Raw genomic sequence first — 21,657 nt, 5'->3', positions numbered from 1 at the left:
GTCTGTTACTGCGCCGGTGATTGTTCGGCATTAAGGGTCAGACGCGCAACCTGGTTAGTTCTGATAAAACGGCTCAGATCGACAGGTTTTCCTTGATACTGGATCTGTACCGCAGCCGGGGCGCCAATTTTAAGCTTATAAGGCGCCTGACCGGTTAGGTTTAAATTGCCATCTTTACGCTGCATTCCGCTAAACAGTTTTTTACCTGTCGCATCGGTGACTTCCAGCCAGCAATCGGCGGTAAAGTTCATCACCAGCGCGTTCTGATCGACCGCTGACGTAGCCACGCCCGCCTGATCGGTCGGCAATGACGCCGCATCACCCGTCGCGGCAGGCGCCGTGGTTGCGGTATCCACATTCGCCTGAGAAGGCGCAACGACCGCATTCTGCTGAGCGTCTGCGGCTGGTGCCGTGGTCGTCGCGGACGCATCCGGCGTCTGCGGCACGGTGTTTGTCGCCGTAGAGTCAACAGGCGCAGTTGGCGCTGGCGTCGAATCCTGGCTTGCGGCTTCGCTGGTGTCCAGCGGTACGCTCTGGGCGCTATCGCCGCCGGCATTCAGTTCAGCAGAGGATTGATCGACCATCGTGGTGAGTTCTTCCTGCTGCGCCTTATGGTTTTGCCACCACCAGGCCCCCGTCAGGCCAACCACCACAAACAGCACCAGCCAGGTGAACGTCATCAACCAGCCATCGCGCTTTTTACGACGCTTACCTAAAGAGAAACTCTGCATTGGCGCGACTTTGGAAGGACGAACCGGCGCCTGTTTTTCCAGACCGGGCAGCAGTTCTTCTTCAGGGATGTGCACCAGACGCGCATAAGAGCGGATATACCCGCGCAGAAACGTTGAAGCGAGATCGGCCGGGGCCTTATCTTCTTCAATATCGCGTACCGTGGAAACCTTCAGGCAAAGTCGCTCTGCAACCGCCTGCTGGCTGAGTCCGAGTTGTTCACGGGCATTGCGCAGACGAACGCCGGTGGATTGTGCTTCATTTTGGTCGTGCGTGGCTTCAGTATTCATTCGCTACAGCTGCTGGTACGTAAATTGGGGTTCAGGCGCCGGTGAGACACAATGCCCACCCGCACCGCGAAACATCTGGTCAGTTAACCTTAGTTGGACAGTATAAGACTGTCAGGCTACTTATGACAAAACAGCTTAATCCTTAAGGCTAAACTATTGTTGCACCGCTACATACTGCCCTAAAGTTGACAAAAACGCACCGTTAATATTGACCAGATAAGTACAACTTGAGGCATCATTCAACCAACATTGCGCCACTGTACACAAAACACACAATGGCGCAAGCCGTATCAGACCGCCTTAATGTCGATAGCCTCACCTTGCATACGCTTACGCAGAGTACGTTTGGTACGGTCAATCACATCCCCGGCAAGCTGACCACAAGCGGCATCAATATCGTCGCCGCGTGTTTTACGCACAATGGTCGTGAAACCATAGCTCATCAACACCTTAGAAAAACGATCGATGCGGCTGTTGGAACTCCGGCCATACGGCGCGCCCGGGAACGGGTTCCACGGAATCAGGTTAATCTTACACGGCGTATCTTTCAGCAGTTCCGCCAGCTGATGCGCATGTTCCGTTCCATCGTTAATGTGGTCCAGCATGACGTATTCAATTGTGACGCGTCCCTGATTCGCATTGGATTTCTGCAAATAACGGCGAACCGCGTCGAGGAACGTTTCGATGTTGTACTTTCTGTTGATCGGTACAATTTCATCGCGAATTTCATCGTTCGGCGCATGCAAAGAGATCGCCAGCGCAACGTCAATCATGTCGCCCAGTTTATCCAGAGCCGGAACAACGCCTGACGTCGACAGCGTGACGCGGCGTTTAGACAGACCGAAACCGAAATCATCCAGCATGATTTCCATCGCCGGTACGACGTTGGTCAGGTTCAGCAGCGGTTCACCCATGCCCATCATCACCACGTTGGTGATCGGACGTTGCCCGGTGACTTTCGCCGCGCCGACGATTTTCGCCGCACGCCACACCTGGCCGATAATTTCAGAGACGCGCAGGTTACGGTTAAAGCCCTGCTGCGCAGTTGAGCAGAATTTACACTCCAGCGCGCAACCAACCTGTGAAGAGACGCACAGCGTGGCGCGATCGTCTTCCGGGATGTAGACCGTTTCCACGCGCTGATCGCCAACGGCAATCGCCCATTTGATGGTGCCATCTGAAGAACGCTGTTCTTCCACCACCTCTGGCGCGCGGATTTCCGCCACCTCTTTCAGTTTGCCACGTAACACTTTGTTGATGTCGGTCATCTCATCAAAGTTATCGCTGCAATAGTGGTACATCCACTTCATCACCTGATCGGCGCGGAAGGGTTTTTCACCTAATTCTTTAAAAAACTCCCGCATCTGCTGACGGTTCAGATCCAGCAGGTTAATTTTTCCATTTTTATCAGGAACAACCGGGGTGATGATTTCAGACGTGACAATTTGTTCAGACATATTCTATTCCGGCCTCGTTATTACACGTTATGGCCCCTGGAGGGTTGAAAAAAGAAGCGCCCCAGTGAGCGGTGCTCGTCCTGGGGCGCTGCATTGTACAAATTCTATCGCAAGGATGCCACGCCTGCGCGGGACATTAGCGAAAATAATGTGTAAAGGCAGAGCAGCGTCGTAGACCTGATAAGTCGTAGGCCGGATAAGCATCAGCGCCATCCGGCATTGTGCGACTGCCTGATAACGACGCAGATGCGTCTTATCAGGCCTACATACTACATCACTGATTTATTAACGAGTGCGCGGGCACACTTCGCCTTCACCAAAGAAATAGGCGATTTCACGCTGAGCGGATTCCAGAGAATCTGAACCGTGGGTGCCGTTTTCGGTGAAGCTGTCCGCGTAGTCGGCACGCAGGGTGCCCGCCAGCGCGTTAGCCGGGTTGGTTGCGCCCAGCAGGTCGCGGTGACGCTGCACGGCATTTTCGCTTTCCAGTACGGAAACCACGATCGGGCCAGAGGTCATGAACTCGACCAGGCCGTCGAAGAACGGCTTACCATCGTGCTCGGCATAGAAACCGCGCGCCTGCTCAACGGTCAGGTGCAGCATTTTCGTACCGACAATTTTGAACCCTGCTGCTTCAAAGCGCGCAAAGATGTTGCCAATAACGTTTTTTGCCACCGCATTTGGTTTGATGATGGAAAAAGTACGTTCAATCGCCATGATTACCTCTGTAATGTGTTCTGCTGTTGTATATATGCTTGTACGACCTGGCGCGGATTATAAAGAGCATCCGGGTTATTGCCTATGGATGAAGGTAACATTTTTTTAAAATAAGATGAGTATTAGCAACAAACTGTTGCTATCAGGTCTATTGCAGAGTAAATCGCAGCGCAGAAATCTGTCCAGCGGCATCCATAACCAGTAATTGATACTCGCCTTTTTCGGCAAGATGTAACGTAATATTCCGCTCGCGTTCTCCCAACGGCTCACCATTGAGGAACCACCAGCGCGCCCCCGCGCCACCACTGCTCTGAATCGATAAATCCACCCCGGAAGCGCCGGGTAACCGTTTCACTATCGCGCCATCACGCACGCCCGTTAACTGTAGAGGTAAAGGCGCATCCTGCCCCAGCGGCGGGCAGGTCGTCGAAGCCGTCGGTAGTCGCGCAGCGCGGCGTTCAGCAGCGGGCAACCAGGGCTCCAGCGGCAACGGCCAGACAATCAACGTCTGCTCCCGCGCCTGAGCGCAATCGGCGGCGACGCGTTTTCCGTCATTATCCAGCCAGACAGGAAAACGAATGCCGCTAATCCCTTCCTGTTCAGGTAACAGCAGCGTCGGTGGTTGGCTGTTTTCCAGCAGCCAGGTCGCCAGTCGACGGCGGCAGTTACTGTCTCCCGCCGAAAGAGCCTGTCCGCCCGGCCAGCAGATAACGCCCCGGCTCACCGACGCCGGACGCGGATCTTCAGGCTGCGTCGCGGCGTGCGCCATCAGCATATTATTCACCTGATTAAGCAGCGGCACCGCGCTGGCAAAACCAAACTGTCCGGCAACGGGTGTGCCGTCGGGCCTGCCCGTCCAGATGCCAGTCACGTAGCGGGAGCTAACACCTATCGCCCACGCGTCGCGATAGCCATAGCTGGTGCCAGTTTTCCAGGCGAGCGGCACTACGCGCGGCAGGGCGCTATCCGGCAACGGCTGCGCTTCATCGGCCATCACCCGCCGGATGATCCACGCCGCACCCGGCGACATCAGCGGACGCTCCTGCAACGAATCCCCTGGCTGCAAGCGCAATGTTGCCGCCTTGCCATGACGGGCGAACGCACTGTATGCCGCCACCATCTCGTCCAGCCTTGCGCCCGCGCCGCCCAGAATCAGGGAAAGATTAGGGGCCGCGCCCGCAGGCAGATACAGCGACAGGCCAACGTTACGCAGTTTTGCCGCAAAACGTTTTGGGCCATATGCTTCCAGCACCTGTACCGCAGGCAAATTTAACGAACGCACCAGCGCTTCGCTCATGCTGACGGGGCCATGAAACCCGCTGTCAAAGTTTCCCGGACGATAATCGCCGGTACGGCGCGGCACATCCTGTAACAGCGAGGCGGGATGGATCAACCCGTCATCCAGCGCCAGCCCATAAACAAAGGGTTTAAGCACCGATCCCGGCGATCGGATCGCAGTGACCATATCCACATGACCAAAACGACTGTCATCATTCATATCCACCGATCCAACCCAACCACGCACGCTCATATCGGTATGATCGACAACGATCATCGCCAGCGAACTGCGCGCCGGAAGCCGTCCCTTCCAGTTTTGCGCCAGCTCTTCAAGCTGACGCTGCAACCCGGCATCCAGCGTGGTGACGATTTTGTCACTGTTGCTTTTACCCAGCATCATGCGTGAGAACAGCGGCGCCAGTTGCGGCATTTGTCGGGGCGCCAGCCAGACGGGTTCTTCGCGGGCCTCCTGAACATGCCGGGCCGACCATACGCCCTGCGCCGCCATCCGCTCCAGCACTTTATTGCGCGCCGCTTGCGCGCGTTCCGGCCAGCGATCGGGACGCAAGCGGCTCGGCGCCTGCGGTAAAACCGCCAGCAACGCCGCTTCCGAATAGCTCAGTTGCACCGGTGGTTTACCCAGATAAGCCCAACTGGCGGCGCCGATGCCCTGCAACGTTCCGCCAAACGGCGCACGGTTCAGATACAGCGTCAGAATATCGCGCTTGGACAGGTGCCACTCCAGCTGGAGCGCGCGCCAGAGCTGGCGAAATTTACCACCAAAGGTTCGCGGATGCGGATCCAGCAGTCGCGCCACCTGCATGGTCAACGTACTGCCGCCGGAAATCACGCGTCCTGACGACAGATCCTGCCAGGCGGCACGTAGTACCGAAAACGGATTCACGCCCGGATGCTGCCAGAACCAGCGGTCCTCGTAATTGATTAACGCGTCAAGATAGCGGGGAGAAACGTCTTCAATCGTCACGGGATAGCGCCAGATCCCCTCCGCATCGGCAAAGCGCCACAGCGGTGTGCCGTCATGCGCCACCACCACCCGTGCCGGATTGACCTCGTGCAGCGGCAGCGGCCAGATTTTGTCCGCCGCCCAGACTGTCAGAATCATCAGAAATGGAGCGATGGCCAGCCAGCGCCAGCCACCGCGTAGACTGCGCAGGACGATCATTTATGGCGTGACAATCAAAAGCCCCTCGGTTGATCCCATCGCCCGCCACTGTGGAACATACATTGACTCCACCTGCGGGACAGGAACCTGATAGGTTCCCGGCGTCACCGCGCGCGCCAGATACACCAGCGTCACCGGCTGCCCCTGGTTAACCGCCACCGCCGCGACAAAGCGATCGTCACGGAATTCCATATGCTGAATATCCGCCTGCTGCATCTGATTTAACAGGTTTTGCACTTCACTGCCGCTGTCCTGCAGGCTGGCGCTGCTGTTTGCCAGGTTCTGGTTTTCCAGCTCCAGACCGGCAGGCAGCAGGTCGACCACCAGCGCGTCTGGCACGTTTTGACTCGCTTTCACTTCGAGCCAGACCAGCACCAGTTCACCGCTGCGCAGGGAACTGAGCGATTTACTCTGACCATCGGTTCCCAGAATCTGGCGCTCGATGTGCAACACATTGCTGGCAGGTACGGGCGCCGTTTGCGGGTATCCGCTGCTGTCCAGACGCAGCCACAGCGGTTGGTCGCCGCTGTTGGTCACCTGCAACGCGGAAAGCCGATCGGCATCCAGATTACGCGTTTGCGCTTTATCGCCCGTCAACGGCTGGTCAGCGAGCGAGGTCTGCGCCTGCCATGTCCCCGGCAGATCCTGTAGTGTGCGCGCAGCAAGGAACAGCGCATTACTCTCCTGCGTCGAAAGCCAGCGCTGACCAAATGCCTGTTCAGAAAGCGTCGTCAGCAGCGTATTTTGCGCCTCGGGTTGCAGTTTATTTTCCTCCAGCAGCGACAGCATGAGCGCGTTATCACGCAACGGGCTACCGTAATCCGCCATCCATTGCTGCGCGTCACGGCGCGGCGTGTTCAGCGCCAGCGTCAGCGCCTGTTCACTGCGGCCGGCATCGCCCATATTTTTCAGCGCAATGCCCAGTTGCAGAAGCGGCAAGCCCGACGCGGCCTGACTCCGGCGTTCCCAGATTTCACGCAGCGCGCCAAGCGGCGCTTTTTGCTGACGCGCCAGCACCAGTCCCGCATACGCCTGAACGGCAAATTTGCTGGCCTGGGTATCGTCGCTATAGCGCACCGACATCATGCCCGGGTCCTGCAAATAGCGCAGCAGGCGTTCATTTCCCCGGTTAATCGCATCGGCCGGAACGCTGTACCCTTGCTCGCCAGCGCGCACGAGGAAATCCATCGCATATGCGGTAAGCCAGTATTCTTCCGGCCCGTTGTTATCCCACAGGGCAAAACCGCCGTTATCACGCTGCATTTGCAGCATCCGGGAGATCCCCGTGTCGACTGCCGCACGGCGTTTTTCATCGGTATCGCCCGCGATCCCCAACGCCTTCAGTTGCGCCGCGTTGGTATAGAGCGACGGGAACAGGCCGCTGGCGGTTTGCTCCAGACAACCATACGGATAAGCCTTCAGCTCCCGAATATAGCGCGCCAGGTTCAGCGGCGGTTTGCCGCTAAGCAACAACTGCCCCTGCAACGTTACCGGCGAGAAGTTCTCCAGATTTTGGGCGGGCGCATGCCAGGTTTCCCCCGCCTGAAGCACCGTTCCGCTATTTACCGTCTGCGCAGGCCAGGCCGGACGGACGCCAATTTTCCACTGCTTATGCTGAGCGGGAAGCGTCTCGCCAGGCAGGTTCAGGCCGGTCAGCGTGGCCTGCAATTCTCCCTCGCCAAACCCTTCTTTTGCGCGTACCGGGATAAACAAGGTCGTACGCACGCCCGGCGCCAGGTTTACCGGAGCAGGTTGCTGACTCACCAGTTCCAGTAACCCACTGGCGGCGAGTTCAATCGTCAACGTCTGCGGTTTGTCTGTCAGGTTAGTGACATCCAGCGTCAGGCGCGAAGTATCGCCGCCCGCCATAAAGCGCGGCTGATTCAGTTCCGCAATAACCGGAGCGGCAACAATCACCTTGCTTTCACTGCTGCCGAAGTCCTCTGCCGTCCATGCCTGGGCCATAACGCGTAACTCGCCGTTAAAATCACCAATCGGCAACGTAACGGAACCTTCGCCCTGCTCATTAAGCGTGACCGGCAGCGCCTGCTGCGCCACGATGTTGACATGGTTGACCGGCGGTTTGCCGCCGCGTTTGAGTTCATCGCCGTCGCCGCCAAAACGCAGCGTCGCCAGACGTCCCTGCCCTTCAATCACCTGACCGTAGATATCATAAATATCCGCGCCATAGCGTTTTTGCCCGAAGAATGCCTGCCACGGATCTGGCGTAACGTAATCGGTGATATTCAACACTCCACTGTCCACCGCAGAGAGCAGTACGTTGATCTGTTTTGGCGTTTCGCCATGTTTAGCGCTGGCTTTGACGTTCACCGTCAGCGGCTGGTTTGGACGCATTTTAGCCGGGCTTTCCAGCGTCAGATCCAGACGACGATTTTCATCCCCCAACGGCAGGTGCAGCAGCCCAACCGCGCGTTTCGGCGTCGCTGAACGCGACTTATCGCCCGGACGCACAACCAGCGCGCTCAGGTAGAGATCGTGTCGATTCCAGGCTTTATCGACGGGAATCGACAGGTCGAGACCCTCGGCAGGTACATCTATTTCCTGCCACCAGAGCGGGCCGTCGCTTGATTCCACCATCGCGTAGCCTTTACCCGCCACCGGCGCGGCGACATGCAGTTTGATGGTGTCCCCAGGACGATAGGTGGGTTTATCCAGCTTCAGGGTGACGCGATCCGGGCGCGCCGCGCCGCTGCCGTCGCTGTTATCCTGCCAGCTGTAACCTGCCCAGAAGCGCACGCTGCTGATCGCATCGTTCGGGGCTTTCACTTCGAGACGATACGATCCCCAGTCAACCGGGAAGCTCACCTTGCCCGTTTCATCGGCGCTGAGATCCAGCGTCTGCTCCCCTTCAACCAGATCTTTTTGATCAAACTGCGACTGCCAGCCTTCGCTTTCCGACCAGTTCCAGTAGTAATCGCGCCGTTCACGGATCAAACGAACCTGCAAACCCGAAGCAGCTTTTTTATTGCCTTGCGCATCGGCGTAGACAATATCAAAGGCGGCGTTACCGCCCTCATCCACGATGGGTTGGTTAACCGTGGCGTCAGTACGATAGTCATACACCGCTTTAGAGGCGAATTGCGGACGAATACCCGGCAAGGTATCGGCAGGCCAGATAGCCTGTTCCGCACGGCGAGTGACCGGGCGACCACCTGATTCCAGCAGGCTTGCCTGTAGGATCACCTGTAACGGCGAATGCGCTTCCTGCCACTGGCTGTTGGCGGAGACGTCGCCACGGCCATTTTCATCCAGCGTAAGCTGGACTTCGTCCAGACTGCGGGAAAGGTTTTCTTCCGCAATATCGCCAAACTGGAAGCCCGGCAACGCCTGTACCGCTTCACGCTGCGGGCGCAGGAAGAGTTGCCCCTGTAACGTGTTGCCATTGGCAGGCGCTCCGTACAGGTAGTAACCAACAACGGAGAACGTCACCTCTTCCGACGGGGCTAACGGCGTTTTCTGCGCGCTGAGATTAAGCGCCATTCGCTCCGGCATAAAATCTTCGACATGGAAATCCCACATCCGGGGCTGGTTATCGCCCGTGTTCGCGCGGATGTGCCACATGCCGGTTGGTGCACCGCTATCCAGCGGATACGTAAAGCGGTATAACCCGTTTTCAGGCTGGCTGACAACGGTGCGCAGTACCTGACCGTCCGGCTTTACCACTTCCAGTTTGACGGGCTGATCGGGCAAGGTTTTACCGTCGCTGTCGCGCAGCAGTCCGTTGAGGATCACCGTTTCCCCAGGACGATACAGATCGCGCGGGCCGAACATAAAGAACTGCTTGCTGTAGCCCGGCGCGCCCGCAATCGCGAACTCCGCCAGATCCAGCGCGGGCAGTTTCAGATCCAACAGCGTGGTTTGCCCGTCTTTTCGCGCCAGCAACAGCGCCGCCTGCTGACTATTTTCCAGCTGTACATGCCCCTGCGCATCGCTGGCGGCTTGCGCCAGCGTCTGACCTTTCTCATCAAGCAGAGCAACCTCAACCCCCTGCTGCGCTGCGCCGTTTTCCAGACTCTGCGTAAAGATATCAAGACGATTGTGATAACGGTGGGCGGAAACGCCAATGTCGCTGAGGGTAAAGAGCGTGGCAGGATTACTGTAGTTGTAATGTCCGGCCTGATTCATTACCGCAATGTACACGCCCGCCTGTTGCAGGGGCTTAATGTCACCCAGCGGCAGCAGGCGTTTTTCACGCGTATTACGCGCAGGATTGAGATCAAAACGCCCGGTATAGACCAGATCCGCCATTTTGAGCAGGTTGTCAGATTCCCAGTTCGAAAGAGCATTGCGGTATTCCCACTGGCTGACGAATGCCGCCAGCGACTCAGGCTTCACGCGAAAGAAGTTTACATCCACGTCGTTCACGTTCAGCGCCATGACCGGCAAACCTTCCACCACTTTTCCCGGCAGCAGCGAGCCACGGCTGGCAAAGCCGACGCTCGGCTGAACGTCCCGCGTGGTAATGGTTTTTTCATACGCGCGGCCAAAAGCGGTTTTATTCAGCGCCGTTAAATCACGTTCAACGGACACCACCAGATCGCGGTTGGGTTCCAGGTGGCGCAAGCGCAGCTCTTTCAGATTCGGCGACAGCTCCCAGGCGCCATCAACCTTGCCGCTTTTTTTATCGACCACATGCACGGTGCGGGCAAAATCTTGTTCAGGATCTAACGGAATGGAGAACGTCAGCACCAGCGTCGCCGCGCCGTCCAACTGGACTTCGGAGGCGTCCAGCAGCGTCAGTTCTTTACCTTCGCTCTGTTGCGCCAGCTTTTGCAGTTGTGCCGGATCTTTCGTCGGAGCGGATTGCGCGGCGGGCGTCTCATCATTTTTCACCGCCGTTGGCGCGTTATCGTTGTTATCGCACCCCGCCAACGCCAGCATAAGCATGCAAGCGGCTACGCGTATGTGTTTCATTCTTTCATCCCTGGCCACAGTGGCCCGTTAGCAACGTAGAGTAACTATTATGCGTGAGATTTCCCGTTGTGAAAGCCAGTATTCGTTATATAAGTTCTGATTTTTTCATCAGAAATGTGGTTTCACCAGCCAAATCAGCCTCTTTTACTTGTCCCTTTGCGGTAAACGTCCGACAATTTGGCATTATTATGGCAAAAGATGGAGACGCCTATGTCCACCTCCTGGTTTGTCGCCGCCGACTGGCTGGCAGAGCATATCGACGATCCGCAAATTCAAATTATCGACGCCCGCATGGCGCCTCCCGGACAGGAAGACAGGGATGTTGCGGGTGAATATCGTTCAGGCCACATCCCCGGAGCACTCTTTTTCGATATTGAAGCGCTCTCCGATCACACCTCGCCGCTGCCGCACATGATGCCGCGCCCGGAAGCCTTCGCCGTGGCGATGCGTGAACTGGGCGTACACCAGGACAGACATCTGGTGGTCTACGATGAAGGCAACCTGTTTTCCGCCCCGCGCGCGTGGTGGATGCTGCGAACGTTTGGCGTAGAAAACGTCTCAATTCTTGCCGGTGGTCTGGCGGGCTGGCAGCGCGATGAGCTGCCGCTTCAGGAAGGCGAAGTGGAACTCCCGGAAGGGGAATTTGACGTTAAATTCACGGCGGAGAAGGTTGTGCGTCTGACCGATGTACTCCTGGCGAGCCATGAAAGAACCGCGCAAATCGTTGATGCCCGACCGGCGCCACGGTTTAATGCCGAAGCCGATGAACCGCGTCCGGGTCTGAAGCGTGGCCATATTCCCGGCGCGTTGAACGTGCCCTGGACAGAGCTGGTGCGTGAAGGGGAATTAAAAACGACCGATGAACTGGACGTCATTTTCTTCAGTCACGGCGTCAGTTTTGACAGACCGATTATCGCCAGCTGCGGTTCAGGTGTCACCGCAGCGGTCGTGGTGCTGGCGCTCGCCACGCTGGATGTGCCCAATGTCGCGTTGTATGACGGCGCATGGAGCGAATGGGGCGCGCGTAATGATTTACCGGTAGAGCCGGCCTGACGTTTTGTAATGTGCCGGATGGCGCTTGCGCTTATCCGGCCTACAGTGCGGGTTGTCCCGGATGACGTTAACGCCATCCGGCTACCGGGATCAGATAATCCGATTCTGTTTGAAATCGCGCAGGAACCCGCCCCAGCGGCGCTCGTAGAACGGCGCGATGTGCTCGGTAATAAAGTGGCTGATGCCCTGCTCACCTTTTTTCACCTGACAGATATCAATCGGTTCATCGCCGGGCAAGGTATCAGTCGCCACGCTGCCCGCCGCATGAATGATCTCTTCGATGTCGCCATCCGCTTCAATGCCAATCAACAGATTCGGCTGGGCGTCATTGCTCTCTTTAATGGTGCAAAGAAAGGCGCGCTTAACCAGTTTGATGGTTTTAAACAGCGTGGTCAGGGAGTCGATCATCTGCGCAGGTGGTTCTGCTACCTCAGACAGAATCAGCGATTCACCACCTTCCAGCACTTCCTGTGTACTCAGCGGATTGCCCTCTTCACCGATCAGATGGCTGATCTCACGCGGCATAAACTCTTTGCCGGTAGGCAGTTTTGCGTTCAGGAAGAGCGTTTCGCCGAGCGTCATTTCAAATAACGTGCGCACCGGCATCACCACGAATGCCTGCTCGTCTTCTACCGCCTGCTGCAAGGCTTCCAGAGAGGTAAAAAACGGGATGACCGTCGTGCCGTCTTCTTTTTCCCAGTGCTGCAAATCCAGCGCGCTATCGTCAACAATCGCTTCGCCTTCAGCCGCTGTGCCTGGCACCCAAACGGTGGACTCCAGTAAGGTACGGAAAAATGCCGGACGATGCGCGGGTTCAGTCGCCGCCTTCTCCAGCAGGGTTTCTAATTCGTTTTTTGTTTCGGACATAAGGATCACAATAGAGATGCGTGTAGGGCGGGCAAGCGAAGCGCCCCCGCCGTTATCTTGCCGGATAGCGCTAACGCTTATCCGGCCTACATAATTATGCTGTTAACAGGTTAGCGATGGTGCGCACACCCAAACCGGTCGCCCCTGCCGACCACTGCTCAACCGGCGCTTTACGGTAGGTTGCAGAGCAGTCAATGTGCAGCCAGCCCTGCTGGTAGTTTTCGACAAAGTGCGACAGGAAGCCCGCTGCGGTGCTCGCCCCGGCAGGATACGCCGCGCTACCGGTATTGTTCAGTTCCGCAAAGTTAGAAGGCAACTGATTGCGGTGGAACTCCGCCAGCGGCAGACGCCAGAACGGTTCGTTTTCTTCTGCCGCACTCGCCAGCAGACGCCCCGCCAGCGCGTCATCAAAACTGAACAACGCGTGGTAGTCGTTACCCAGCGCGGTTTTCGCGGCGCCGGTCAGCGTCGCCGCATCGATGATCAGCTCTGGTTTTTGCGCGCTGGCGTCGATCAGGCCATCCGCCAGCACCAGGCGCCCTTCCGCGTCAGTGTTCATCACTTCCACGTTCTTACCGTTGCGATAATGAATAATATCGCCCAGTTTAAACGCGTTGCCGCTGATCAGGTTATCCGCGCAGCACAGGTACAGCTTCACGCGTTTGTTCAGACCACGGGTAATCGCAAATGCCAGCGCGCCCGTTACCGTTGCCGCACCGCCCATATCGGACTTCATCGAGTCCATAAATGCGCTTTGCTTGATGCTGTAACCGCCGGAGTCAAAGGTAATGCCTTTGCCCACCAGACAGGCGTAAACCGGCGCGTCTTTATCGCCGGTTGGGTTGTAATCCAGCGCCAGCAGCACCGGCGCGCGATCGGAACCCCGGCCAACGGTATGCAGCCCCATGTAGTTTTGCTCGCGCAGATCTTCGCCTTTGGTAATGCGGTAAGAGACGTGATCGCACGCGACGCTGCACAGCAGATCAACGGCACGCTGCGCCAGCTGTTCCGGCCCCAGCTCTTCCGCCGGCGCGTTAATGGTGTCGCGCACCCAGTCAATGATCGCCAGACGGTTGTCCAGTTCCTTCTGCTTCTCATCGTCAAGATCTGGCCACTCGACCTTGCGGCTGCCTTTCGGCCCTTTGTAACCCTGCCAGAATGCCCAGCTACGCTCCACATCCCAGCCAGCGCCGGTCAGTTGTACGTGTTTAATGCCCAGGCCGTCGATTTTACGCGCCGCGCGCTGGATTAAACCGGAGTCATCTTTACCGTTCAGGTGCAGGGTAATGCCGTCGTTATTGATGCTGTATGTGGCTTTGTCTCCCCAGCGAGCGTCAGCCGGTTGGGTGGAGAGCGTAATTTTCATCGCTTCAGTCATTGTTCTTTTCCTTCTTCGCGCATACAGGAAAACGGGCCACCCGTGGGCAGCCCGTTTATTTATTCAGCTTCGTCCAGCCAGACCAGCAGGATAGCCTCAAGGATCTTTTCATTTGATGCCTGCGGGTCATCATCAAAATCCTCAAGATCGCAAATCCATTGATGCAGGTCGGTGAAACGAACGGTCTTAGGATCGAGATCGGGGAACGCGTCGTACAGCGCCTCGCCGATTTCGCGGCTATCAGTCCACTTCAGTCCCATACTACCCTCTGTTAATGCTCGCGTGCATGGTTGATTGTGTAACGTGGGATTTCGACCACCAAATCTTCATCGGTGACGCGCGCCTGACAGCCCAAACGACTCTCCGGCTCCAGACCCCAGGCTTTATCCAACATATCGTCTTCGTCTTCCGTGCTTTCCGGCAGGGAATCGAAACCTTCACGCACGATGCAGTGGCAGGTCGTGCAGGCACAGGATTTTTCACAGGCGTGTTCAATCTCGATACCGTTACGCAGGGCAACGTCAAGAATGGTTTCGCCGGTCTCAGCTTCCAGAACTGCGCCATCGGGACAGAGATCCTGATGAGGCAGAATAACAATCTTTGGCATATTAAACCTCGTCCACGGAATGGCCTTGCAGCGCGCGACGAACAGATTTGTCCATGCGACGAGCGGCGAATTCCTGGGTTTGTTTGTCTACGTTTTTAATGGCTTGTTCTATCGCGTCAACATCATCGCTCTGCGCTACCTCGCTCAAGTGCGCGGCGGCATCATCAATGACCTGACGTTCTGCGGCGCTTAGCAGCGCGGCATCAGCAGCGAGCGCGCCGGTCAGGCTTTCCAGCACGCGCGCCGCTTCCACTTTTTGCTCTGCCAGCATACGGGCTTTTACATCCTGCTCGGCAAAGCTCATTGAATCCTGAATCATGGTGGCGATTTCGCTGTCCGTCAGACCGTAAGACGGTTTGACCTGGATAGACGCCTCAACGCCGGTGGATTTCTCCATCGCGGTGACGTTCAGCAGGCCATCGGCATCCACCTGGAAGGTGACGCGGATATGCGCCCCGCCCGCCGGCATCGCCGGGAGCCCGCGTAGCGCGAAGCGCGCCAGCGAACGGCAATCCTGCACCAGCTCGCGCTCGCCCTGCATGACATGGATCGACATCGCGGTCTGACCATCTTTAAAGGTGGTGAAGTCCTGCGCGCGCGCCACCGGAATGGTGGTGTTACGCGGGATCACTTTCTCCACCAGGCCACCCATAGTTTCCAGCCCCAGCGACAGCGGAATCACGTCCAGCAGCAGCATTTCGCTGTCCGGCTTGTTGCCGACGAGGATATCCGCCTGAATCGCCGCGCCAATGGCGACGACCTTATCCGGGTCGATTGCCGTCAGCGGCGGACGACCAAAAAATTCGCCCACGCGTTCGCGCACCAGCGGCACACGAGTGGAGCCGCCGACCATCACCACCTCCAGCACCTCCTGCGCCTCAACGCCCGCATCTTTCAATGCGCGGCGACAGGCCATCAGAGTACGTTTAACTAAAGCGGCGATAAGGTCATTAAACTGTTCACGGGTGATGTCGCCCTGCCAGCCCGCCACATTGACGCTAACGGAATCGGCATCACTCAGCGCGATTTTTGCCGCGATGGCGGCATCCAGCAGTTCACGCTGGACGCGGTTATCGCTGCGATCGGCAATGCCCGCCTGCTCACGGATGTAATCGGCCAGCAGATGGTCGAAGTCGTCGCCGCCGAGCGCGGAATCACCGCCGGTCGCCAGCACTTCAAACACGCCGCGACTCAGGCGCAAAATAGAGATATCGAAGGTGCCGCCGCCGAGGTCGTAAACCGCGATAACGCCTTCTTTGCCGGAGTCCAGACCGTAGGCGATCGCCGCCGCCGTAGGTTCATTGAGCAGACGCAAGACGTGCAGCCCCGCCAGACGCGCCGCGTCTTTCGTTCCCTGGCGCTGTGCATCGTCAAAGTAAGCGGGCACGGTAATGACCACGCCATCCAGCTCGCCCGACAACGCTTCCGTCGCCCGCGCCGCCAGCGCTTTCAGGATATCGGCAGAAATACGTACCGGGTTGAGCAGACCTGCCGCCGTTTCAATCATCGGCAGACCATTTTCACTGGTCTGGAACTGATACGGCAGATGGGGATAGCGCGTCTGAATATCCGCCAGCGAGCGGCCCATCATGCGTTTTACCGAGCTGATGGTGTTAGCCGTGTCCTGCGCCGCGTTCGCGCGCGCCGCGTAACCGACCGTGTGGCCCTGCTGCTGATAGTGAACGACTGACGGCAACAGATGGCGACCGTCGTGATCGGCCAGCGTTTCTGCCTGGCCGCTGCGAACGGTCGCAACCAATGAGTTGGTAGTACCTAAATCGATGCCTGCCGCCAGACGACGCTGGTGCGGCGCAGCGCTCAGACCAGGCTCACTAATTTGTAATAAGGCCATATTCGCTTCCGGGAATTAAAAATCGAGCAGCTTTTCTTCGAGTTGTTCGGCGCTGCTTCGCAGTTTATCGAGAAAACGCAGTTTACGCACGGTGTCCGCCGCCACATCCCACGTCTCGTTGTCCAACTGTTCCACCATCAGCTGATGGCGGGTATCAAACATTGTTTTCACGCGCTTGATGAAACTTTCCAGTCGCGCTTCGTCCTTTGCCTGTTCTATTTCATCAAGCTCTTCACGCAGTTCCAGCTGTTCCATCAAAAACGCGGTATCGCGCACCGTATGCTGCTCGCTGGCCAGATCAAAGCCGTGTAGTGACAGTAAATATTCGGCGCGCGTCAAAGGGTGACGCAGCGTTTGCCAGGCCTGATTAATGGTCGCGGAGTGTTGTACGGCGGCGAGTTGCTCAGCCTGCGTACCGCTGGCGAATTTATCAGGATGATACTGACGTTGAAGATCCTGAAAACGGAGGCTCAGCGCCTGGATATCGAGTTGATAGTGGGCTGACAAGCCAAAGAGGGTGAAGTAGTCCATAACATTCTCAGGGCATCGACTCTCTGATGTTTCAGGGAGTCAGGTAAAACAAACCCCACGCGCAGGTGACCACGGTGGGGTTATCGGTAAGCACGTTACACGTTGAAGCTTTCGCCGCAACCACACTCGTCTTTTACGTTCGGGTTGGTGAATTTAAACCCTTCGTTCAGACCTTCTTTTACGAAGTCTAACTGCGTACCGTCCAGAAATTGCAGGCTCTTACCGTCGATCACGACTTTTACGCCTTTGTCTTCAAACACGGTGTCTTCTGCCGCCGGTTCATCAACAAATTCCAGTACATAAGCCATACCTGAACAGCCGGAGGTTCTCACCCCCAGGCGCAGGCCAAACCCTTTACCACGGTTTGCCAGAAAGGTATTTACTCGCGCTGCAGCACTGTCGCTAAGTGTAATCGACATAACAACCTCAACTCTTCTTATTTTGCTTCACGTTTGCTTTTGTAATCCGCAATAGCGGCTTTAATTGCGTCTTCTGCCAGAATGGAGCAGTGAATTTTCACCGGAGGCAGTTCAAGCTCGTCTGCGATATCGGTATTTTTAATCGCCTGCGCTTCGTCCAGAGACTTCCCTTTCACCCATTCGGTGACCAGGGAGCTGGACGCGATAGCGGAACCGCAGCCGTAAGTCTTGAAACGCGCGTCTTCAATGATACCTTCATTGTTGACTTTAATCTGCAACTTCATCACGTCGCCGCAAGCCGGTGCACCCACCATACCGCTGCCTACGTTTTCGTCGCTGTTGTCAAAGGAACCCACGTTGCGTGGATTCTCGTAATGATCGATTACTTTTTCGCTGTAAGCCATTATAAATTCTCCTGATTCCGATACCGATTAATGATGAGCCCATTCGATGCTGTTCAAATCCACGCCCTGTTTGAACATTTCCCACAGCGGGGAAAGGTCACGCAGACGACCGATGGATTTGCGCACCAGCTCAATGGTGTAGTCGATCTCTTCTTCAGTAGTGAAACGACCTAAAGAGAAACGGATAGAGCTATGCGCCAGCTCGTCATTCATGCCCAGTGCGCGCAGCACATAGGACGGTTCCAGACTTGCAGACGTACAGGCGGAACCTGAAGACACCGCCAGATCTTTCAGCGCCATAATCAGGGATTCGCCTTCAACGTAGTTAAAGCTGACGTTGAGAATGTTCGGCGCGCCCTGTTCCAGGTCACCGTTCAGGTAAACTTCTTCGATATCGTTGATGCCGTTCCACAGACGGTTACGCAGCGTGCGCAGACGCGCCATCTCGGTTTCCATCTCTTCTTTCGCGATACGGTAAGCTTCGCCCATACCGACGATCTGGTGTACAGGCAGCGTACCGGAACGCATACCGCGCTCGTGACCGCCGCCGTGCATCTGCGCTTCGATACGAATACGCGGTTTACGACGCACATACAGCGCGCCAATCCCTTTCGGGCCATAGATTTTGTGGCCGGAGAAGGACATCAGGTCCACTTTCAGCTGGCTCAGGTCGATAGGCAGTTTGCCCACGCTCTGGGTGGCGTCAACGTGGTATATAATGCCACGCGCACGGCACATTTCGCCGATGGTCGCGATATCCTGCACCACGCCGATTTCGTTGTTAACGTGCATGATGGACACAAGAATGGTGTCATCGCGCATCGCCGCTTCGAGTTCTTTCAGATCGATAATGCCGTTGCTCTGCGGCGCCAGGTAAGTAACCTCAAACCCTTCGCGCTCAAGCTGACGGCAGGTATCCAGCACAGCTTTATGCTCGGTTTTGCTGGTGATGATGTGCTTGCCTTTTTTCTGATAAAAGTTGGCCGCACCTTTAATCGCCAGGTTGTCGGATTCAGTCGCACCGGAGGTAAAGACGATTTCACGCGGATCGGCGCCAACCAGTTCTGCGATCTGGTTGCGGGCGATATCTACCGCTTCTTCAGCTTGCCAGCCGAAACGGTGTGAACGAGAGGCCGGGTTACCAAAGGTTCCGTCCAGGGTCAAAAACTGCATCATTTTCTCGGCAACACGCGGGTCCACCGGCGTGGTTGCGGAGTAATCGAGATAGATCGGTAATTTCATTGCTCTATAAACTCCGTACATCGCTTCAATGCAAGGAATCAGGCAACCGGCTGGATGTACGACCGAGTACACGGGGCGAGTAAGCGCCCCGGCCTGATTCTGAAATCTATTATAATTTTTTACCCTAACTGTTTTGCGGTGCAGCAAGGCGACAAGCTTGTGAAGCCCAGGCGCTTACATAAGTAAGTGACTGAGGTGAACAAGCACGGCCAACGCAGCAGCGCCCCGAAACAGGGCGGGTAAATTACGCGCGCAGTTTGACGTCGATTGCGTCTTGCGTGCGGGTGCTACGTGGCGCGTCATGGGTGTGCTGACGATCAGACACATCCAGAACTTCCTGGTTATTCACCAGTTCGCCTAAGGTAATGTTGTTGAGGAAACCGGTCAGACGGTCACTCAAATCACGCCACAGCGCATGCGTCAGGCATTTATCGCCGCCCTGACAGCCGCCTTTGCCCTGACAACGGGTCGCATCTACCGACTCGTCAACAGCGCTAATCACTTCGCCAACCGCGATGCTACCTGCGTCTTTACCCAACAGATAACCACCGCCTGGACCACGTACGCTGGAAACCAGACCATTTTTACGCAAACGTGAAAACAGCTGTTCCAGATAAGAAAGGGAAATTCCCTGACGTTCAGAAATATCAGCCAACGGTACCGGGCCCGCTTCGGAGTTGAGCGCAACGTCCAACATTGCGGTCACGGCATAACGCCCTTTAGATGTCAGTCTCATGTCTTACTTAACCTCAAACTCGCCCCTGCCCGGGGTTTTTTATTGTAAAATGGGGGTATTGCATAGCAGGGTCAAGTCTGACATTCCCGACTAAATCAGTCAACTATTTACTTGACTAATTTAGTCAGGTATTTAACCTTCAGTGCCGTTTCTGTTTGCCGGATGGCGCTTCGCTTATCCGGCCTACAATATTCGGCCTGCAAATCGTGCAGCCATCCGGCATCAACACGCTTACTTGCCTTTATTCTGCTGCTCAATAGAAGCAAGAATGCCGCGCAGGATATTCAGTTCCTGGCTTTCCGGGCGCGCGCGCGTAAACAGACGACGCAGTTTGTTCATGACCTGCCCCGGATGGCCTTCACGGATAAAGCCGGTTGAAAGCAGCGTCTGCTCCAGATGGCCGTAAAAACGTTCCAGGTCGTCCACCAGCGGATATGGCGTCTCTTCATGTTCCGCCGTCTCGTCGTTTTCCTGCGTTGCCAGCCAGGCCATACGCACTTCGTAGGCGATCACCTGTACCGCCATCGCCAGGTTGAGCGAGCTGTATTCCGGGTTTGCGGCAATCGCCACATGGTAATGGCATTTTTGCAGTTCGTCGTTGGTCAGACCAACGCGCTCGCGGCCAAAGACCAGCGCAACCGGCGTATTCGCGGCTTCCGCCACGCTTTTCAGACCGCATTCGCGCGGGTCCAGCATCGGCCACGGCAGCGTGCGGGAACGCGCACTGGTGCCGACCACCAGGCTACACCCTGCCAGCGCGTCATCGAGCGTATCGACGATCTGCGCATTGCCGATCACATCGCTGGCGCCAGCCGCCAGCGCGATAGCCTGGGAGTCCGGCTTGACCAACGGATTGACCAGCCACAGGTTTGTTAAACCCATTGTTTTCATGGCGCGGGCAACAGAACCCATATTGCCGGTGTGAGAGGTTTCCACCAGCACAATTCGAATATTTTGCAGCATTGTCTTTCTTCGGCTAAAGATTATTCGGGCATATTATCATAAAACGGAGACATATTCCGAACTCGCTGCTATACTCTGCGCCGTTTTCCCGTTCTTTAACATCCAGTGAGAGAGACCGATGCATCCGATGCTGACCATCGCCGTGCGCGCAGCGCGCAAGGCGGGTAATGTAATTGCCAAACACTACGAAACGCCTGACTCAGTAGAAACCAGCCAGAAAGGCAGCAATGATTTTGTGACCAACGTCGATAAAGCCGCCGAAGCGATTATTATCGAAACGATCCGCAAATCTTACCCACAGCACACCATCATTACCGAAGAAAGCGGTGAACATGAAGGTACCGATCAGGATGTTCAATGGGTTATCGATCCACTGGATGGCACCACCAACTTTATCAAACGTCTGCCGCACTTCGCGGTATCTATCGCCGTACGCATCAAAGGCCGTACTGAAGTTGCGGTAGTTTACGATCCTATGCGTAACGAACTGTTCACCGCCACTCGCGGTCAGGGCGCACAGCTGAACGGTTACCGTCTGCGCGGCAGCACCGCGCGCGACCTGGATGGCACCATCCTGGCGACCGGTTTCCCGTTCAAAGCCAAACAGTATGCGACCACCTACATCAATATCGTTAGCAAACTGTTCACCGAATGCGCTGACTTCCGTCGCACCGGTTCTGCTGCGCTGGATCTGGCGTATGTGGCTGCGGGTCGCGTTGACGGTTTCTTTGAGATCGGTCTGCGTCCGTGGGATTTCGCCGGTGGCGAACTGCTGGTGCGTGAAGCGGGCGGTATCGTCAGCGACTTTACCGGCGGCCATAACTACATGACGACCGGTAACATCGTGGCCGGTAACCCGCGCGTGGTTAAAGCGATGCTGGCAAGCATGCGCGACGAATTGAGCGATGCGCTGAAGCGCTAATCGTTTGATGCCGGATGACGGCTAGCGCCTTATCCGGCCTACCAGGGGAGTTTCCCGTAGGCCTGATAAGCGAAGCGCCATCAGGCATTCATCC

At 56.5% G+C, this 21,657-nt stretch carries 18 protein-coding genes; 2 read left to right on the top strand and 16 right to left on the bottom strand.

Annotated features, from left to right (window positions below; all coding sequences use genetic code 11):
• Positions 1-5: 5 nt before the first annotated feature.
• The 5 genes from rodZ to OGV82_RS08785 form a co-directional block, all read right to left on the bottom strand.
• A complete protein-coding gene (gene rodZ / locus OGV82_RS08805; protein WP_047462013.1) occupies positions 6-1,019 on the bottom strand; it encodes a cytoskeleton protein RodZ in 1,014 nt (337 codons plus the stop codon).
• Between the two features lie 290 nt (positions 1,020-1,309).
• The gene (gene rlmN, locus OGV82_RS08800; protein WP_012131263.1) at positions 1,310-2,476 is read right to left on the bottom strand and encodes a dual-specificity RNA methyltransferase RlmN; all 1,167 of its coding nucleotides are present in this window, start codon (positions 2,474-2,476) and stop codon (positions 1,310-1,312) included.
• A gap of 285 nt (positions 2,477-2,761) precedes the next feature.
• A complete protein-coding gene (ndk, locus tag OGV82_RS08795) occupies positions 2,762-3,193 on the bottom strand; it encodes a nucleoside-diphosphate kinase (protein WP_012131261.1) in 432 nt (143 codons plus the stop codon).
• Between the two features lie 148 nt (positions 3,194-3,341).
• Complete coding sequence (pbpC, locus tag OGV82_RS08790) at positions 3,342-5,654, bottom strand: peptidoglycan glycosyltransferase PbpC (RefSeq protein WP_101744313.1); 2,313 nt, start codon at positions 5,652-5,654, stop codon at positions 3,342-3,344.
• The gene (locus OGV82_RS08785; RefSeq protein WP_101744312.1) at positions 5,655-10,589 is read right to left on the bottom strand and encodes an alpha-2-macroglobulin family protein; all 4,935 of its coding nucleotides are present in this window, start codon (positions 10,587-10,589) and stop codon (positions 5,655-5,657) included.
• Positions 10,590-10,799: 210 nt separating this feature from the next.
• Between OGV82_RS08785 and sseA the strand changes: the two genes are divergently transcribed.
• Positions 10,800-11,642 carry a 3-mercaptopyruvate sulfurtransferase gene (sseA, locus tag OGV82_RS08780; protein ID WP_024130118.1) on the top strand — a complete coding sequence of 281 codons (843 nt, stop codon included), beginning with the start codon at positions 10,800-10,802 and terminating at the stop codon, positions 11,640-11,642.
• A 90-nt stretch (positions 11,643-11,732) separates the two neighbouring features.
• Here the strand turns inward: sseA and sseB are convergent, their stop codons facing one another.
• The 11 genes from sseB to trmJ form a co-directional block, all read right to left on the bottom strand.
• Complete coding sequence (gene sseB / locus OGV82_RS08775) at positions 11,733-12,509, bottom strand: enhanced serine sensitivity protein SseB (RefSeq protein ID WP_012131255.1); 777 nt, start codon at positions 12,507-12,509, stop codon at positions 11,733-11,735.
• A gap of 94 nt (positions 12,510-12,603) precedes the next feature.
• A complete protein-coding gene (gene pepB, locus OGV82_RS08770) occupies positions 12,604-13,887 on the bottom strand; it encodes an aminopeptidase PepB (protein ID WP_049010618.1) in 1,284 nt (427 codons plus the stop codon).
• Between the two features lie 59 nt (positions 13,888-13,946).
• Entirely contained in the window at positions 13,947-14,147 is a 201-nt protein-coding gene (gene iscX / locus OGV82_RS08765; RefSeq protein WP_012131252.1) for a Fe-S cluster assembly protein IscX, read from the bottom strand.
• 11 nt (positions 14,148-14,158) lie between these two features.
• The gene (fdx, locus tag OGV82_RS08760; protein WP_012131251.1) at positions 14,159-14,494 is read right to left on the bottom strand and encodes an ISC system 2Fe-2S type ferredoxin; all 336 of its coding nucleotides are present in this window, start codon (positions 14,492-14,494) and stop codon (positions 14,159-14,161) included.
• A 1-nt stretch (position 14,495) separates the two neighbouring features.
• Positions 14,496-16,346 (bottom strand): Fe-S protein assembly chaperone HscA, encoded by a 1,851-nt coding sequence (gene hscA / locus OGV82_RS08755; RefSeq protein ID WP_047462003.1) that lies wholly within the window; start codon positions 16,344-16,346, stop codon positions 14,496-14,498.
• A gap of 15 nt (positions 16,347-16,361) precedes the next feature.
• Complete coding sequence (gene hscB, locus OGV82_RS08750; protein WP_047462000.1) at positions 16,362-16,877, bottom strand: co-chaperone HscB; 516 nt, start codon at positions 16,875-16,877, stop codon at positions 16,362-16,364.
• 95 nt (positions 16,878-16,972) lie between these two features.
• Positions 16,973-17,296: an iron-sulfur cluster assembly protein IscA gene (iscA, locus tag OGV82_RS08745; RefSeq protein ID WP_004104506.1), complete on the bottom strand. Its 324-nt coding sequence runs from the start codon at positions 17,294-17,296 to the stop codon at positions 16,973-16,975.
• 17 nt (positions 17,297-17,313) lie between these two features.
• A complete protein-coding gene (iscU, locus tag OGV82_RS08740; RefSeq protein WP_002913991.1) occupies positions 17,314-17,700 on the bottom strand; it encodes a Fe-S cluster assembly scaffold IscU in 387 nt (128 codons plus the stop codon).
• Positions 17,701-17,727: 27 nt separating this feature from the next.
• Positions 17,728-18,942 carry a cysteine desulfurase gene (gene iscS / locus OGV82_RS08735; protein WP_024130117.1) on the bottom strand — a complete coding sequence of 405 codons (1,215 nt, stop codon included), beginning with the start codon at positions 18,940-18,942 and terminating at the stop codon, positions 17,728-17,730.
• A gap of 244 nt (positions 18,943-19,186) precedes the next feature.
• Positions 19,187-19,678 carry a Fe-S cluster assembly transcriptional regulator IscR gene (gene iscR, locus OGV82_RS08730; protein WP_012131246.1) on the bottom strand — a complete coding sequence of 164 codons (492 nt, stop codon included), beginning with the start codon at positions 19,676-19,678 and terminating at the stop codon, positions 19,187-19,189.
• A gap of 231 nt (positions 19,679-19,909) precedes the next feature.
• Positions 19,910-20,641: a tRNA (cytosine(32)/uridine(32)-2'-O)-methyltransferase TrmJ gene (gene trmJ, locus OGV82_RS08725; RefSeq protein ID WP_047461997.1), complete on the bottom strand. Its 732-nt coding sequence runs from the start codon at positions 20,639-20,641 to the stop codon at positions 19,910-19,912.
• A gap of 118 nt (positions 20,642-20,759) precedes the next feature.
• Between trmJ and suhB the strand changes: the two genes are divergently transcribed.
• Positions 20,760-21,563 (top strand): inositol-1-monophosphatase, encoded by an 804-nt coding sequence (gene suhB / locus OGV82_RS08720; RefSeq protein ID WP_024130116.1) that lies wholly within the window; start codon positions 20,760-20,762, stop codon positions 21,561-21,563.
• The last annotated feature ends 94 nt before the right edge of the window (positions 21,564-21,657 follow it).

Origin of the sequence: Citrobacter sp. CK191 (assembly GCF_030333435.1) — a bacterium.
GTDB classification, from domain to species: Bacteria; Pseudomonadota; Gammaproteobacteria; order Enterobacterales; family Enterobacteriaceae; genus Citrobacter_B; species Citrobacter_B koseri.
Note: the sequence above shows the minus strand (reverse complement) of the source record. Positions and strands in the feature narration are given on the sequence as shown.